13 protein-coding genes are annotated in these 16,852 nt (G+C 40.3%); 10 read left to right on the top strand and 3 right to left on the bottom strand.

What is annotated here, in order from left to right; translation table 11 throughout:
- Positions 1-81: 81 nt before the first annotated feature.
- Together ACRD64_RS02250 and ACRD64_RS02255 are read left to right on the top strand one after the other, a co-directional pair.
- Entirely contained in the window at positions 82-1,593 is a 1,512-nt protein-coding gene (locus ACRD64_RS02250; RefSeq protein ID WP_430931525.1) for a PAS domain-containing sensor histidine kinase, read from the top strand.
- Between the two features lie 246 nt (positions 1,594-1,839).
- Positions 1,840-2,394, top strand: coding sequence for an acetate uptake transporter (locus ACRD64_RS02255; RefSeq protein WP_430931526.1), 555 nt, complete (start codon positions 1,840-1,842; stop codon positions 2,392-2,394).
- Positions 2,395-2,463: 69 nt separating this feature from the next.
- On the opposite strand, the gene ACRD64_RS02260 is transcribed toward ACRD64_RS02255, so the two are convergent.
- The 3 genes from ACRD64_RS02260 to ACRD64_RS02270 form a co-directional block, all read right to left on the bottom strand.
- Positions 2,464-3,312: a DUF3108 domain-containing protein gene (locus ACRD64_RS02260; protein ID WP_430931527.1), complete on the bottom strand. Its 849-nt coding sequence runs from the start codon at positions 3,310-3,312 to the stop codon at positions 2,464-2,466.
- A 3-nt stretch (positions 3,313-3,315) separates the two neighbouring features.
- A complete protein-coding gene (locus tag ACRD64_RS02265) occupies positions 3,316-3,627 on the bottom strand; it encodes a thiamine-binding protein (protein WP_430931528.1) in 312 nt (103 codons plus the stop codon).
- 157 nt (positions 3,628-3,784) lie between these two features.
- A complete protein-coding gene (locus ACRD64_RS02270; RefSeq protein ID WP_430931529.1) occupies positions 3,785-5,590 on the bottom strand; it encodes an Ig-like domain-containing protein in 1,806 nt (601 codons plus the stop codon).
- Between the two features lie 394 nt (positions 5,591-5,984).
- Here ACRD64_RS02270 and ACRD64_RS02275 point away from each other — a divergent pair, with 394 nt between their 5' ends.
- The 8 genes from ACRD64_RS02275 (at position 5,985) to uvrA (ending at position 16,659) form a co-directional block, all read left to right on the top strand.
- On the top strand, positions 5,985-6,881 hold the full coding sequence (locus ACRD64_RS02275) for a hypothetical protein (protein WP_430931530.1): 897 nt from the start codon (positions 5,985-5,987) through the stop codon (positions 6,879-6,881).
- Positions 6,882-6,999: 118 nt separating this feature from the next.
- The gene (locus ACRD64_RS02280) at positions 7,000-8,064 is read left to right on the top strand and encodes a transglycosylase SLT domain-containing protein (RefSeq protein ID WP_430931531.1); all 1,065 of its coding nucleotides are present in this window, start codon (positions 7,000-7,002) and stop codon (positions 8,062-8,064) included.
- A gap of 46 nt (positions 8,065-8,110) precedes the next feature.
- Positions 8,111-9,112: a DUF4837 family protein gene (locus ACRD64_RS02285; protein ID WP_430931532.1), complete on the top strand. Its 1,002-nt coding sequence runs from the start codon at positions 8,111-8,113 to the stop codon at positions 9,110-9,112.
- Positions 9,109-9,507 carry a hypothetical protein gene (locus ACRD64_RS02290; RefSeq protein WP_430931533.1) on the top strand — a complete coding sequence of 133 codons (399 nt, stop codon included), beginning with the start codon at positions 9,109-9,111 and terminating at the stop codon, positions 9,505-9,507. The genes ACRD64_RS02285 and ACRD64_RS02290 overlap by 4 nt, the downstream gene beginning before the upstream one ends.
- A gap of 64 nt (positions 9,508-9,571) precedes the next feature.
- Complete coding sequence (locus ACRD64_RS02295) at positions 9,572-11,008, top strand: leucyl aminopeptidase family protein (protein WP_430931534.1); 1,437 nt, start codon at positions 9,572-9,574, stop codon at positions 11,006-11,008.
- Between the two features lie 111 nt (positions 11,009-11,119).
- Entirely contained in the window at positions 11,120-12,220 is a 1,101-nt protein-coding gene (pdxA, locus tag ACRD64_RS02300) for a 4-hydroxythreonine-4-phosphate dehydrogenase PdxA (protein ID WP_430931535.1), read from the top strand.
- A gap of 363 nt (positions 12,221-12,583) precedes the next feature.
- A complete protein-coding gene (locus tag ACRD64_RS02305; RefSeq protein WP_430931536.1) occupies positions 12,584-13,630 on the top strand; it encodes a lytic transglycosylase domain-containing protein in 1,047 nt (348 codons plus the stop codon).
- Between the two features lie 152 nt (positions 13,631-13,782).
- The gene (uvrA, locus tag ACRD64_RS02310; RefSeq protein ID WP_430931537.1) at positions 13,783-16,659 is read left to right on the top strand and encodes an excinuclease ABC subunit UvrA; all 2,877 of its coding nucleotides are present in this window, start codon (positions 13,783-13,785) and stop codon (positions 16,657-16,659) included.
- The last annotated feature ends 193 nt before the right edge of the window (positions 16,660-16,852 follow it).

The following is a 16,852-nucleotide window of genomic DNA, read 5'->3' on the forward strand; positions in this document are numbered from 1 at the left end:
TTATTAAGGTTGGAAAGCGTAAACATTACGTGCAAGAACTATACGTTTGCAAATCTTTAACACAGCTAACTAATTATATTCATGGAAGAAAGCAACAATCATACACAATCAGAAATATCCAATTTAAAGGAAGCACTCAGTGATATTGAAGAAAAGTACAAGGTGCTTTCCGAAACAGTGTTCGAGGGCGTGTTTATTACAGAAAAAGGGTATTGCATTGAAGCCAATCAAGTTGGGTGCGACATGATAGGGTATTCTCAAGAGGAGGTGTTGGGTATGTTTGCAGCGGACCTAGCAGTGCCGGAACATCGCGAGTTGGCGCTGGAGAGGATCGCAAACCCACTGGATACACCTTTTGAGATAGATGTCGTGAGAAAGGACAACACCCTGTTTCATGCCCAGATTCAATCAAAAAAACATACTTTTGAAGGAAGGGATGCAAGAATTGTTGTAGTCTGGGATATATCGGACTACAAAAAATCTGTAAAGGAGCTGGTAGAAAGCGAAAACAAGTATTGCGCTGTTGTGGAGAATGCCGGAGACGGCATAATTATAGGAGATGCGGATGGAAACATGCTTGAAATAAATAGCGGCTTTGAAGCGATAACCGGTTTTTCAAAGAACGAGCTGTTGAACAAACACATATCAAGTATTTTCGCCCCGGAATCCCTTGAAGAGAAACCACTGCGGTTCGATTTGTTGGATGTGGGCCAATCCATAATTTTTGAAAGAAACATTCTGGGTAAGAACGGCGAGCGGATTCCCATCGAAATGAACTCAAAAAAACCTTCGGGGAAAAATTACCTGGCTATCATCAGAGATTTAAGGGAGCGAAAAAAAGCACGGGAAGATCTTGAAAGAAAAAATGAGGAGTTAAGGATTGCGAAAAATAAAGCAGAGGAGAGTGACATGTTAAAATCCTCCTTCCTGGCCAATATGAGCCATGAGATACGCACGCCAATGAACGGAATAATAGGCTTTGCCGAATTGCTGAAAATGTTGGAATTAACCTCGGAACAAAGAGAGGATTATCTCAATGTAATTCTCTCGAGTGGACAACAATTGTTGAATATCATTAACGATGTCCTTGAATTCTCCAAAATAGAAACAGGACAGATAGTGGTGGAGTCTGTTGTGTTCGACATTAGTTCCATGCTCAAAGAAATTATTTCGTTCTTTAAGCCGGTAGCCGAAAGGCGTAATAACACCTTGACGTTAAACACTACCAAATGTAATATGGCTATATTGAGTGGTGACCCTTCTAAAATACAACAAATACTCACCAACCTGATCAACAACAGCCTTAAGTTTACCGAGTCGGGAAATGTAGAGGTGGGTATTATAACCGATTCCGCAGAAATTATTTTTTACGTTAAAGATACGGGGATAGGAATACCGAAACAATATATGAACACGATATTTGATAGGTTTACGCAGGCACAACACGATGGAATCAACAAGCAGAAAGGTACCGGACTTGGCCTTTCTATTTGTAAAAAATTGGTTCATCTGATGAATGGAACCATTTGGGCAGAATCGGAAGTGGGTGAAGGTTCAACCTTTTATTTTGCCATTCCTTTTACAGGCATATAAAGTGTGTTCGTTTTAATGATTTTTACAAAATGGAAAAGAACGCTGCCAATAAGTGGAAAATTTCCAACACTGCAATAATTGATCTTTAAAAATGACTAACAGAAACAGTCATTTTAGGAGTAATTGCAAATTGTATCAACGATGAAATATCCAATTGGGTTATTCAAACATTTTTTAACAATTATACATTTGTGTGTCCCAATCTCTTAGCTTATTTTTGCGGGCTAAAATTTAAATCTACTTAAAATGAAAATCGGAAACCCCGCGGTAGTAGGCTTGGCCGGATTTGGCTTAACTACCTTGTTATTGCAATTTCATAATCTTGGTTGGATGGGGCTAGGCCCAGTGTTGTCCATGGGAATAATTTTTGGAGGATTGGCGCAGATGATTGCCGGTTTTCAGGAACAAAAAATGGGCAACAACTTTGGATATAGCGCTTTTGTTGGTTATGGTTCTTTCTGGATCGGACTAGGTATTATCTGGTTTTTGAACCACTTTAGCGTTTATAAAGCATCGCATACCGATGTAGGGTTCTTTTTGGTTGCGTGGACTTTGTATACCGCCATATTGTTTGTGGCCTCGTTACGGGTGAACACTGCCATGACGTTTACTTTTGCTACCTTACTTATTGGCTTTGTATTGTTGGATCTTGCACATTTTGGATTCCCTCAGTTAACCAAATTTGCTGCCTGGGATTTGATAATATGTGCCGGCGGAGCATGGTATATGATGGCCGCTATTATTATAAACGACTTAGCTGGCAAAACCGTTATTTCTGTTGGGAAAAGATTGATTCAGTAACTTAGTATAAAATATTAAATATGCGAAAGCTGTTCGATTCTTCGGGCAGCTTTTTTTTGTGGAAAAGGATCAATAAAACAGCTCGGCGGTAATGGGGTTCCGTAAACCAATGGCATCAACAAATACCGCCTTAACCGAACCTACCAACACTTTGGCCTCCACTACAATTGGTATCCTTGCAGCATCGTCGGTTACCCAAACCGTCATAGCTTCGCCCGATTTAAAAATTGTTCCCGGAACTAACATTGGGGAGAATTTCAAACACTTAAATTTTCTGCCATCCCTGTTCGTGATAATCTCCTTGCCTTGATAACGAATGAACAAATCGAAAATTTTATTATCCACAATCATCCGGATAGGAATTTTTTCGTCCACCTGATATTTGGCGTAATCAAGGTTTCGGGCTTTGTATACCATCGACAGCAAATCGGCGGTACAATCTTCTAATACCACTACACTATCCCTGAATACCGTTTCCTTGTTTTTTTTGACTTTGGTTTTAATAACCCGGTTATCGTAATCGAACCAATATTGGTGGTGACCTACGGTGCTCCCCTCTTTTGTTACGCGATTAAAATAAATTGGGTCAAAACGCTCTTTGTCAACATATACCTCAAAAGTATCTCGAACCTTCATAAACTTGTCGTAACCACTGTACGTCCTCCCGTATGCCGACAAAAACCAGGTATCCTCACCACCAAACGCTTTGTCTTCAACAGAAAAATGCACAATTCCGGCATTCAGCCAAATAAAATGCCAGTTGTAATAAGCGTGATAGGTAACCACCTCTCCACTCTTGAAAGTATAATTTTCAACATTGCATTGGGCATGGATCCGAATCGAAAAAACACAAAACATCACCAGTGCAGCAATGGTAACCCTCTGCCGCATACATTTTAACCCACATGTTACAATCATAAACTATGTATTTACCTTGCCTATTTTATTCTCTATGGATTGAATCTTGGATTTCATTCTCCCCACATCTCCCCTACGGACATCCATAGTAATGTTAGCGTAAACGCGATCGTGGTCTTTTTCCAAAAGCGCATATGCTTTGTTGATAATCTCCAACGCCTCCGGCATGGTTTCGGTTTCAATAGAGGTTCCCATAGGGCCAAGCACATAAGGAACGCCACTATTTTTTATTAATTCAATAATCCCACTTACTGGTTTGCTTATACTGATACCTGCATCAGTGGGGAACATGGCAAAATTTACAAGTACTGACATAATAATATTGGTTTAATGGTTTTTCAGTCATTGGTCATTAGCACGTCATTATTCAGGAAAAAATCCATGACTATCGACTTAATAACGGCAGTCCCGCCTCTAATTAAATTGTTTATTTGTGGCGGCACATCGCGTTGTTCCAACTGTTGATGGAAGACTATTCATCCCTCGTCTTGGGTTTCCTGTTTTTCTCCACAAAATCGTAAATATCAAAATCCTTCACATTCCATTCAACTGCATGTTCCCAGGTAGCTCTTAAAGTAATTTTATCGGGATAATAATATACCTGCTCGGGTTGCAATTTTTCGGAATATTTACCGGTATCCCATACTCCATTTCTGTTTTTATCCAACACTAATTTCAACGTGTAAGTACCTGGATTAAGATATTGAAACCCTAACTTTCCCGATTTAGGAACATACTTCTGTTGTATCACGTTTTCGGAATTATCCTGTAACTGAACCAACCAATTATCGCCTGTTTGCTGCATCTTAATCAGCAAGGTACCATAAGAGTCCAGCTCTTTTACGGAAAACATTTTACCTATTGAATCACATTTCAGCCCATATATATCTTCAATGGCAGCAGAATCAATCGTTAGCAAATATTGAGCTCCCGGCGTCCATTTGGTAATGGTTCTAACCGAATACCGTCGTTTAAACAAAGAATCCTGCATAACCTCAAATTCTCTTTTTTCCCAGAGGGTATCCACTTTTTCCATGAGATGAATAGCGTTTACATTAAATTGCTTAACGGGTGTTGGCATTATAAAATTAAAGCTATTGTAAACATCAACCGACGATGATGATTTACCTATCTTTAAGGTATTCACAACCTCTTCTGTTTTCTTGTTCCGTCTTCTGGCTTCCCTCTTTTTAGGCATGGTAAAATAATACATTTTAACCGTATCATTCACAAGTGTCGGTTTGTTTAAACTATCCAGCCCCAAATAAGAATAAGCCATCGTAAGCGTATCTTTTTTATAAACCGTACTATCCGCTATCCAAACAAACATGCTATCTTTCTTCATGGACGGTTCAAACACTGCCCAGTCCTTTTTCACCGATTCATCTAATACCGGTTGCAATTTAAAATCCTCCAACGGAAGATTGAAAAAGAAAGCCAGGGTATTGGAATCTTTTCGTTCTTCACCCAATGAGTACTGCTCGGTACTTTCTTCTTTAAACAAGAAAAGCTTCAAATCGTTGGGAGTATACACTAATTCTTCTTTAAACACGACTGAATCCGGAGCTATAGTATCGGGCATTTGCACGTACGCCATGGATGGCGAGATAATGGTATCGTACCAGGCAATGTATTCTCCCGGTTGATCGAACATGTAGTTACTATTGCCGTCTTCAATGGCATAAATCCTATATTTTCCGGGGCTTAGGTTACGAATGGCAAAATGCCCTTCATCATCTGTTTTCCCCAGACGTACCGGTACATCATGTGTAAAGGCCGTGTCGTTCAGATTTTTATGAGCCATCACCAAAGCACCTTCCACGGGAGACAGATCGTTCGCTTCCCATAAGTTACCCATAATAGCGAACGAATCCACCACTTCGCCGGTAGAAAAAGAAAACACAAACGACTCTATAGGATTTCCTTCGTTATTATCCTGAACAGCATCGGCAAAATCCAGCGTATACGTGGTATTGTCCTGAAGTACCTCCTCCTCGTCAAATTTTATGTTTAGCCTTTGGGCACGAGCATCAATCTTCGGTCTCTTTTTCAAGGGAGGTGACACCACAAATTTCTGATAAACATCGTCTAGCTTAATAATCTCATCGAATTCAATGGTTACCTGGTCTTTTTTGTAGTTTAAAGCATTGGGTTTCGGCGTGGATTTTTTGATCTTTGGAGGAGTTTCGTCCTTTGGGCCACCTGTAGGATAACCAGGGTTAGCACAGGAGTAAAACAGTATTATTACCGCAATCAACCCAAAAATATAATTTCGCATTATTTAAAATATCTTAGTTCAATATAAGTGGCAAATTTAATTCAATTATACATTCATCCTCTAAAATGATGAAAATAATATGATCCTGAAAATGTCTAACAACACTTTTGCACTTTTTGTCCGACCTTAATTGATATCAGACAGTGACCGAAGCATAATCAGCTGACGATTGAAAATGAAACAGATACGTTGATAAAATAAATAAAAATTTCTTTCATTTTAAATGTCCGGATCAATCCCGACAAAGCTTTGTTGCTCAAAGCTTTGTCACGCTATGGGCAAATTTGTCATTCTATGACAACAAATTTGGGATGATATAATTGCCCCCCGGTTATAAGTAATGCAGTAAAAATTTTAAATTTGCCGTTATTAAAATAATAGTACACACATAACAATGGACAATACAGAAAACAATACACCACATAAATCGCACCAAACTACCATAATTGTGGGGGTCATATCCCTGGTTCTGATTATCATATTAGGATTTCTTTATTTTAAAAACCGAAGCGAAATGAAGGTTTTGGTGGACGAGATGATAGAGGAAAAGGAAATGTTAACCTATGAGTTTGAGAACCTGGCGCTAGATTACGACTCCTTACAAACCAACAGCGACACGCTAAATATCATGCTGGAAAAGGAACGTGAAAAGATTTCGCAGTTAATCGAAGAGATCCAGACCATAAAAGCTACCAACTCGTCTAAAATACGGGAATACAAAAAAGAACTCACCTCACTGCGAAAAGTACTTAAAAATTATGTGGTTCAGATAGATTCGCTCAACCAGAGTAACAAGGCCTTACAGGAAGAGAATCTGGAATACCGGAAAAAAGTATCCAACATGCAGACCACCTACAGCAAATTGGAGGAGGTAAAAGAAACTTTGGAAAAGAAAGTAGAAGTAGCATCCAAACTGGAAACCTTTAATATGGAGGCGGACGGGCTCAATTCCAAAGACCGGACGACCACCAGGTCATCCAGGGTTTCCAAAATAAGGATCTGTTTTTCTATTCAAAAAAATATTACGGCTGAGGTGGGTGAGAAAACCATTTATTTGAGAGTGTTAAGACCCGATGGCGCGCTGTTATATCATAGCAAAGATGATTTGTTCCAACACCAAAACAAAGAAATCAATTACTCATCGATGCGCACCATTGAGTACGGAGGCGAAGATGTGGATGTTTGCCTGTACTATCAAGTGGATGCCGGAGAGCTTACGAAAGGTGAATATATTGCCGATATTTTCGCAGATGGCCATAACATTGGAACCATGACGTTTAATTTAAGGTAGAATGAAGGATTTTTACTGTCGAATACATTTTCGTGTACTCTTAGTAGGGATTTTATTAATGTCCTATGGGTTAATAGTAACTGGACAAGAAAAAAACTTGCCCCAATTTCCCACATGGATGGTAGAAAAAAGAATGGAGGTTCTTAACTATCAAACCCCTATCCAACTGGATTACAACGAGCACATTCAGGCTTATATTGACGTGTATACCGTAAAACGAAGGGAACACCTGGCCAACATCATCAGCCGCTCCAAACTATACTTTCCCCTGTTTGAAGAATATCTCGACAAATATAACCTACCACTCGAACTTAAATATCTGGCAGTCATAGAATCCGCCCTCGACCCAAGGGCCAAATCAAAATCAGGCGCTAAAGGCCTTTGGCAGTTTCTTTATCATTCCGGTAATATGTTTGGACTGAAGGTGACCACCTATATTGACGAACGCAGTGATCCCGTTTTGGCAACGGAAGCAGCTTGCCAATATTTAGAATACCTGTACCGGATTTTTGACGATTGGCAGTTGGCGTTGGCTGCCTATAACGGAGGTGCCGGCGTAGTGAAAAAGGCCATTGAACGATCGGGCGGCAAGACCAACTATTGGGAGCTACGCCCTTATCTCCCCTCCCAGGTAAAAGGATATGTACCTGCTTTTATTGCAGCAAATTATGCCATTGAATACCATTCTAATTATGATATTGAGGTAGCACCTGTCAAATTTAACTTCAATCAACTGGATACCGTCCTCGTACAACAAACCATTACGCTCAACAAAATATCGGAAGTGATAGGAATAAGCATGGATGACCTTACCTTTTTAAATCCGGCTTTTACGAAACAGACCATACCTGTTAACAAAAAACCGGTATGCTTATTCCTTCCGAGGGAATACGTAAATATCTTTGTTAAAAAGGAGCCCTTGCTTTACCAAGGTGAAGAGCGAGTGCAAATAAACAGTAACAAACCGTCAAACTTTAAAACCATTCATACGGTTAGTAAAGGTGAATATTTCCATAAAATAGCCATTCAGCATGAATGCACCATTGAGGATATCATGAGATGGAACAACATAAAAGACAAAGATCTGCACCCGGGGCAAAAACTAACCGTATGGAAAAAAAAAGAGGCTCAAAATTTCTTTTTTATAAAGGACGAACTTGATCATTTGACAGAAGTAAATTAGTGTTACAAGAAGTTTATAGTAAAAAACAGATATTAAATTTAAAAATATGAAACAATTAGTTTATTTGTTATTTATTTTATCCATAATAACCACCAGTTGCAAAACAAAACCCAATTCGCATAAACCAAACCCTTCGGGCAACGCAGGTGTCATGATTATAGTCATGAACGATGTGGTAAAGAAGACCGAAGCCGGGAAAAAATTATGGGACATGATGGTGCAGCCTATGATTGGTTTGCCGCAAGAGGAACCCATGTTTGATGTTTCGGTTATCCCGCACAGGTCGTTATCCGACTTTATGAAAACCTACCGGAATATTGTAGTAGTGGAAGTGGGTGAAAATGTTAAAAAAGAAGGTATTTATTTCCATACGGGCACTTGGGCCAAACAACAGGCCCTGGTACGTATTTATGCCAAGGACGATGCCTCCATGCAAAAATTAGTGGAGGAAAACGAATTAAAGCTGGTAGGTTTTTTCGCTAAAGCCGAACGGGAGCGCTTAACTAAATATTTCAAAACTACTTTTAACAAAGAGCTGAAAAATAAAGTAAAGGAAAAATTTGGGATATCCATTGAAGTCCCTCTCGACTTTAGCCTAAGAAAAGAAGTGGACGGTTTTTTATGGATGTCGCAAGAAACCAGCATTTCTAGTTTAGGATTGTTGATATATGAAATTGATTACGTTGGCGAAGGAAGCTTCTCAAAAGAGTATCTGTTAAACAAGCGGGACGAAACAATGATGAAAAATGTTCCCGGCCCGTCGGCGGGTTCCTACATGACAACGGAACATCAATTCCCTATTAACTATCAAGTAATTAAAACACCTGCCGACTCAAACACCGTAGTGCTTCGCGGTTTATGGAAAGTACAAGGCGATATGATGGGTGGCCCATTCATTACCATGGTGCATCACAACACCAAACGCAATAAGCTGATCATTACGGAAGGTTATTCTTACAATCCTCAAAAACCCAAAAAAAGAAATATGGTTCGTCAGTTAGAAGCCATTTTATACTCGTATGCACCAGTTAAAAAGGAACAACCATGAACTTCCCTGCAACATCGCGAGCCGATTTACAACAGGCTTCCCGTAAAAATGAGCTTATTGTTGAAACCGGAAGGCAGATTCAAAAAGATTTTGGCGAGTTCGGACTGGAAATACATTTCTCGGGAAAAGCAGAAATTTTTTATGAAGAATTGTTCGAACAGATGAAAGTTCATGTGGCATCATTAATTTCGGACAGTCAGGATCGCTTCATGCATTTCCTGTATCGTATCGATATTAGCGAAAAACAAATAATGCTGTACGAACAAGAAATGCAGGACAGTGATTATAGCGAGGTTTTAACCGAGTTAATCATTCACCGCGAACTAAAAAAAGTGATAACCCGCGATTATTTCAGGCAACAAAACAGTAACCGCGACCGGTTGGAATTAGATTAGGAGAACAATCCAGTTATAAATACGTTCTTCCATACTGAATACTGAACTACATTAAACAAAGCATATGCATCCTATAATAAAAAACGCTATTGACATCAACCACGAAAAACACTTAGTTTTTTTGGTGAATGATTTATCCACATTAAGCGATTTTAAATTCTCCGAAGAAGAGATTGAATATATCCAGAGCAAAACCGCTAAGGAAAAAACCCTGGTTCATATAAACCGACTGTCGCAACAGGTTTTTATCCGTTTCACCAACCAACAAGGAAACGAAGAAAACGAGAAAATACGAAAGGACGGTAACGCTATCTTCAAGAAACTCAAAGCTGAAGAAGTTTCGGAATTTTCATTGATAGACCTTATCGGCAACAAAAACCAAGCCCTGGCATTGGCGGAAGGAATTGCCTTGAGCGCCTATAGTTTTGTGAGGTACAAAACGGAAAAGAAAGACGAGGAATTTGAACTGAAAGAAATTAACATTGCGAGTACTGCAGTTACCGGATGCGAAATCAACGAATTAAACAATATCATTGAATCCGTATTTCTAACGCGCGATTTGGTAAACCAACCGGTCGACAAACTCAATGCTACACAATTAGCCGATTTTATCCTCAATCAGTCGGGGAAAGATGGTTTTAACGCTGAAGTTTTCAACATAGCCAAGATAGAAGCGCTTAAATTTGGTGGGCTATTGGCGGTTAACAAAGGAAGCATTGACCCTCCTACTTTTTCAGTAATGGAGTGGAAACCGGAGGATGCAGTCAATGAGAAACCATATGTACTGGTGGGTAAGGGAGTTGTTTTTGATACTGGCGGCATTAACCTAAAAACCCCACCTGGAAGTTTAGATACGATGAAATGCGATATGGGCGGGGCAGCCTCTGTAATAGGAACGATGATGGCCATTTCCAAAAACAAGCTTCCGGTTCATGTGATTGGATTGGTTCCTGCCACCGATAATCGGCCCGGCAAAAATGCCTACGTTCCCGGTGACATCCTAACCATGCACAACGGATTAACGGTTGAAGTATTAAATACTGATGCTGAAGGAAGGCTGATTTTGGCCGATGCCCTGAGCTATGCCAACAAATACGAACCGGAACTGGTAATTGACCTGGCCACCTTGACAGGCTCTGCGGTAATGGCTATTGGTGAGTATGGTACCGTTGCTATGGGAACTGCGGATGAGAAGACATTTAACGAATTGGAAAAAACTGGATTTGAAACGCACGAGAGAATCGTTAAATTTCCGTTCTGGAGCGATTATGATGAGTTAATAAAATCGGATATTGCAGACATTAAAAACCTTGGGGGAAGAGAAGCTGGCTCCATCACGGCGGGTAAATTCCTGTCGAAATTTGTGGATTATCCTTGGGTACATTTAGATATTGCAGGTCCGGCATTTCATTTATCAGAGAGCAGCTATCGCGGAAAAGGAGCTTCCGGAGTTGGTGTTCGTTTGTTATATCAGTTTTTCAAAGCAAAAACAAAAAAATAGCCTTTTAACCGGATAGTTCCGCAAAAATGGCGATATTTAAGCCCCACCAGATATTTATGGAGGAAGACAATACGTGAAAAGGATTAATTACTGGCTGTAAAAAAAGAATTCATGAGGACAGATAAAATAAGATTGGGAATAACCCACGGCGATATAAACGGAATTGGTTACGAGATTATATTCAAGGCGTTGAGCGATATCAGAATGTTTGATATGTGCACACCAATTGTTTACGGTTCGTCGAAGGTAGCTGCTTATCACCGCAAAACTTTAAACATTTCAAACTTTAGCCTTAACAACATAAAAACAGCGGATGAGGCACATCCCAAACGTGCCAACATCATCAACTGCGTAGACGACAGTGTAAGGGTTGAACTGGGCAAAGCAACTAAAATGGGTGGTGAAGCGGCATACGCCGCACTAAGTAAAGCTGTTTCCGACCTTAAAGAAAAGAAAATTGACGTGCTGGTTACAGCGCCCATTCACAAAAAAAATATTCAGTCGGATGACTTTAAGTTTCCGGGACATACGGAATACCTGGAAGCTGAATTTGGTACCAGTGGTTCTTTGATGTTGTTAATCAGCGATGTATTAAAAGTAGGCGTGGTTACAGGTCACATCCCCTTAAACGATGTATCAAAAAACATCACAAAGGAAAAAATTGTCAGCAAGCTAAAAATCCTAAATAAATCGTTAAGGGAAGATTTTACCATCAGAAAACCCAGGATCGCAGTTTTGGGTCTTAACCCGCATGCGGGAGACGAAGGATTAATCGGTAAGGAGGAACAAGACGTGATTATTCTTGCCATTGAAGAAGCCAAAAACAAAGGCATCATGGCGCTTGGCCCCTACCCGGCCGATGGATTGTTCGGGTCAAATAACCTTTCAAAGTTCGATGCCATATTGGCGATGTACCACGACCAAGGATTAATACCATTTAAAACTATCTCATTCTCATCTGGAGTCAATTTCACGGCTGGCCTTCCTGTTGTCAGAACTTCGCCCGACCATGGAACAGCATTTGAAATTGCCGGGCAAGGCAAGGCGGATGAGGAATCGTTTAGGCAGGCGGTTTATTCGGCTATCGATATTTACAGGAATAGAAAATCCCATAAAGAATTATCGAAAAACCCGCTCCGATCCTACGACATCAGTAAAATGGACGATAAGTTGGATGACAGGGTTCCCAGCGAAGAAGAAGGACAACGTTAAGGTACGTCATCCACTGTTGGCCATCTGCATCACAACTGCCAGTTTATTTACAAACCGCTTGCGAAAAACCCAAAAGTAGTTTGTTGGATAATTTCAAAACAAAATTTGCATTTGAACGTATTATTTTAAGCCGATACAACAAGAACTATTTATTATCCGAGATCGGCTGTTAGAAAATACAGTATTTTCTAACGCCAGCAGGCTTTTGCCGTCCCGATAGAAAATCTTACTAATCAGTTTTCCGAAACGATTAGATTTTTCTTATTGGAATTTCTCAATGGGTATTTACAAATGATAATTTTGGGATTATCTTAAATTTTTTCAATAAATTAGTGCTAACAACGAACAAGGAGGGGATAAACCATGAAACGCAAAAAAACATCGGGGTACATCAAGATATTATCAATATCTACAAGCATCATAGCGCTTTATATCGTAACACAATTATTTACTTTTTCATCATCGCCCACGCCCACGGTTGAAAAAGCGCTTACATTTAAGGACAATTATTCTATTTTTAGCTTGAAGATTCCCGACAGTATCAATTTTGCGAACGAAAGAGTTCCGATTGAACAACATTGGGTACGGGAAAGCCTCGACCGGGAATTATTGGTGAATACGTATTGGCAGTCGCAAACAGTTTTATTCATTAAACGATGTAATCGCTATTTCCCGGTTATCGAGCCTATCTTGAAAGAACACGGTGTTCCCGATGATTTTAAGTATTTGGCGGTTATTGAAAGTGGATTGATGCCCCGTTCTATTTCTCCGGCAGGAGCTGCAGGGATTTGGCAATTCATGAAAAGCACAGGTAGCGAATATGGTTTAGAGGTGAACAGTGAAGTAGACGAGCGCTATCATCTTGAAAAAGCAACAGTTGCCGCATGTAAGTATTTTAAAAAGTCCTATGCCAAATATCAGAACTGGACGTTGGTTGCCGCATCATACAATGCAGGCAAAGCCGGTATTAGCAAGCAATTAAACCGCCAGCAAGCTTCCGATTACTACAACTTATTGTTAGGCGAGGAAACAGGCAGATATGTTTATCGTATCATCGCCCTGAAGGAAATCCTTTCCGATCCCGACAAATACGGATTTCATGTTGACAAAGAGGATATGTATCCGTACCTAAAAACAGAAAAGGTCAGTGTGGACAGCACGATACACAACATAGCAACTTTTGCCAAAAAATTTGACATCTCCTACAAACAGTTAAAGGATTTAAATCCCTGGTTGAGGGATAATGAACTGACAAATAGTCGAAAGAGAAGTTATGAAATTCAATTGCCGGTAAATGCACTAAAAGCAGAAAAGCCAATAGAAAATCCCATTACACCTGAATCAATCCCTGCCCATAGTATCAACGGAAACCAGATTCAACTAAAAACACAAGGACTGCGGGTGAAGTAACTTCAGCAAAAAAATCACAATGATAAATCAAAAGCGTTGCATTTAATGTCAGCGCTTTTTTTATTTAAACAAACCTCACATTAAAAACGCTATATCAAAGAACAAAAGTGATTTGTTCTTATATTTGCCTGTTAAAATTTTTTTTGCGAGATATGGGTACAAAAAAAGATATAATTGAACACTCCGATGCAGATATAGTGGAGAACGGAACGATTTCCGTAATGGGAGCCAGAGTGCACAATTTACAGGACATTGATGTAGAATTCCCCCGAAACAAGCTGGTAGTCATTACCGGATTAAGCGGAAGCGGAAAATCTTCACTGGCTTTTGATACCATTTATGCGGAAGGCCAACGCAGATATATCGAGACCTTTTCGGCTTACGCCCGACAATTCTTGGGGAACATGGAGCGGCCCGATGTTGACAAGATTACCGGATTAAGCCCCGTTATTTCCATTGAGCAAAAAACAACCAATAAAAACCCACGTTCCACCGTCGGAACCATCACCGAGATTTATGATTTCCTAAGACTATTATATGCCCGTGCTGCAGATGCCTACTCGTACAACACGGGTGAGAAGATGGTAAAGTACACGACGGAAAAAATACTTTCCTTGATTAAGGATAACTTTGATGGCAAAAAGGTAATGGTTCTTGCCCCTCTAGTTAAAAACAGAAAGGGGCATTACAAAGAACTATTTGAGCAAATCAGAAAAAAAGGTTTTTTGCATGCCCGTGTGGATGGCGAAATAGTAGAGCTGGAGCATGGCTATAAACTAGACAGGTACAAAAACCACAGCATCGAAATGGTCATCGACCGCATTAAAGTTTCTGATAAGGAAGAAAAAAGACTCTCCGACTCACTCGATCTGGCCATGAAAAATGGTAAAGGCATAATGATGATGCTTGACGTGAAGAGCAATGAGGCCAAGTTTTATTCGCAAAAGTTAATGTGCCCAACAACGGGAATTTCGTACAACGAGCCTGCACCCCACTCCTTCTCGTTTAACTCACCACAAGGTTCCTGTAACAAATGTAAAGGACTCGGCACTATTAACATTGTTGATATTGAAAAGGTCATTCCCGATGATAAGGTTAGTATTCATGGCGGAGGAATAGCTCCTTTGGGGAAATATAAAAACACACTTATCTTTTGGCAGATCGAAGCCCTGGCCGAAAAACATGACTTTACGTTAAAAACCCCTATCAAAGATCTTCCCGAAGAGGCATTGGACACAATTTTAAACGGCTCAAGCGAACCGATCACCTTAAAAAACACACCCCTCGGAACCAGTTCCAATTACTTTATAAGCTTTGACGGGGTTATCAAATACATATTGCAGCAACAGACCAACGACACCAGCAAGAAAGCTAAAAAATGGGCCGGTCAATTTGTTACCAATTCTATTTGTCCCCAATGTAACGGACAAAGATTAAACAAAGAAGCCTTGCATTTTAAGATGAACAATAAGAACATCGCCGAATTGGCCGAGATGGATTTAAGCCTGTTGGCAGTATGGTTTAAAGGTATTGAAACGCATTTAAGTGAAAAACAAAACGCAATTGCGGCAGAAATATTGAAAGAAATCCGAAGCCGTCTTGGCTTTTTGTTAGATGTAGGGTTAGGTTACCTCGCCCTGGACAGAAGCGCCATGACCTTGTCTGGTGGCGAAAGCCAGCGAATAAGGTTGGCAACGCAAATAGGCTCTCAATTGGTCAATGTACTTTATATCTTAGATGAGCCGAGCATCGGGTTACATCAGCGCGACAATCATAAGTTGATTCAGTCGCTGCACCAATTAAGGGATACGGGTAACTCCGTTTTGGTGGTGGAGCACGATAAAGATATGATGATGCAAGCCGACTACCTGATTGATATGGGACCATTTGCGGGGAGACATGGCGGTGAAATTGTTGCTCAGGGTACGCCATTGCAAGTCATTCAACAAAACACGTTGACAGCGGATTATTTGAATAACAAAAAATCCATAGAAATTCCGGAGAAGAGAAGAAAAGGGAACGGTAAAAAATTGGTCCTGCACAATGCCTGCGGCAACAACCTAAAGCATGTTACTGCAACATTTCCCTTGGGTAAGTTTATTTGTGTTACCGGAGTTTCTGGCAGCGGGAAATCCACGTTAATAAACGAAACACTTTATCCGATTTTAAACCAACATGTGTACAATTCGGTAAAGGACCCGTTGCCCTTTGAAAAAATTGTTGGCTTAAAGTCAGTGGACAAAGTGGTAGATGTGGATCAATCTCCGTTAGGAAGAACACCACGATCGAATCCGGCAACCTACACAAAGGTTTTCGATGAAATAAGAAAGTTGTTCACCAACCTTCCTGAATCAAAAATAAGGAACTACAAACCGGGGCGCTTTTCCTTTAACATGACCGGTGGCCGTTGCGAAACCTGCAAAGGAGGAGGTGTTCAGGTGATTGAGATGAACTTTTTGCCCGATGTGATGGTGGAATGTCCCGAGTGCCACGGCAAACGCTACAACCGCGAAACCCTGGAAGTGAGATACAAAGGAAAATCCATCAGCGATGTGCTGGACATGACCATTAACCAGGCGGTAGACTTTTTCGAAAACATTCCACAAATAGCGCACAAACTGAGGGTAATCAAAGAAGTGGGATTGGGATATATTACCTTAGGTCAACCCTCCACTACCTTATCCGGAGGAGAATCGCAACGCGTTAAACTGGCTTCGGAACTGGCAAAAAAAGATACGGGAAAAACGATCTATATTTTAGATGAGCCAACTACAGGATTGCATTTTGAAGATATCAGGGTGTTGCTAGACGTACTAAACAGACTGGTAGATAAAGGGAATACGGTTATCGTTATTGAGCACAACCTGGATGTTATAAAAGTAGCTGATTACATCATCGATATCGGAAAAGAAGGTGGTCGCTTTGGCGGCGAAATTCTTTGCGAAGGCACACCCGAAGAGGTCGTTAACAACCAGGAAAGCTTTACGGCCAAATATCTGGCGCTTGAACTAGCCAGGGATAAAGTTTAGAGGTCTGCTAAATACAAATAATTAAAAGCAAGATATAAAACGTCTCCCCGTCTTTTCCCCACAGACAGCGACATCGAATATAAACAGTTCGTACATTATACTTGCTAATTGCTGAAATCAGTTATTTTATTAACGGACTATTCTATAAATATGAGATGCCACCAACATCAATATCAAAGCTTTCAAACTAATG

The organism is Saccharicrinis sp. 156, assembly GCF_050589685.1.
Classification (GTDB): domain Bacteria; phylum Bacteroidota; class Bacteroidia; order Bacteroidales; family Marinilabiliaceae; genus Saccharicrinis.